The organism is Weizmannia sp. CD-2023, from assembly GCF_036225245.1.
Classification (GTDB): domain Bacteria; phylum Bacillota; class Bacilli; order Bacillales; family Bacillaceae_C; genus Weizmannia; species Weizmannia faecalis.
In genome coordinates this window covers 1-512 of record NZ_JARTJQ010000167.1, presented here as the reverse complement: position 1 = coordinate 512, position 512 = coordinate 1, and the positions used below count along the sequence as shown (strand labels likewise).

The window sequence follows — 512 nt, the reverse complement described above, 5'->3', positions numbered from 1 at the left end:
CTGTATTACCGTCTCGGCAGGATTGAAGAATTGACAGAAAAAAATCCGTTTCAGCTGTTTGATCTGTTCGAACTGGCATACCGGTTGCTGCGCAGATGAAAAGCGCAGCCTTTTTGCGGTCTGCGCTCGTTTGCGACTTTGTATGGAGGCTATGGGTTGTACAATGGCTAATATCCAGTACCGGAATTTTTAACGACATCCATTGGTTTGTATCATCAGGATGTCTATCTTGAAAATATACGCCGGCTGATTTTCTTTTTTTGATGGTGCCGCGTTCACTGTGGCATGGGCGTCTCATCACCGTTAACTCTTGAAGTCGTTTCGTGAAAATATGACACGCCCTTTACTGCTTCGCTTGCACGAGGAGACGCGCGATATTTTCGCATGTTCTCTCAATATTTGCAGCACCCGTTTGCAAAGCGTCTTCAAGCGCCATTGGGTAGGGCAGGATGCCAAAGATCGCATCAATGCCTTTTTCATATAAAACATCAATTTGTTCCCCGACATAACCG

At 45.7% G+C, this 512-nt stretch carries 1 protein-coding gene; it reads right to left on the bottom strand.

Annotation, left to right across the window (positions count from 1 at the left end):
- Positions 1–343 precede the first annotated feature (343 nt).
- Positions 344–512, bottom strand: a 169-nt coding sequence (locus tag P9687_RS17245) for a glycerate kinase (RefSeq protein WP_328228958.1), incomplete at its 5' end; no start/stop codon positions are given.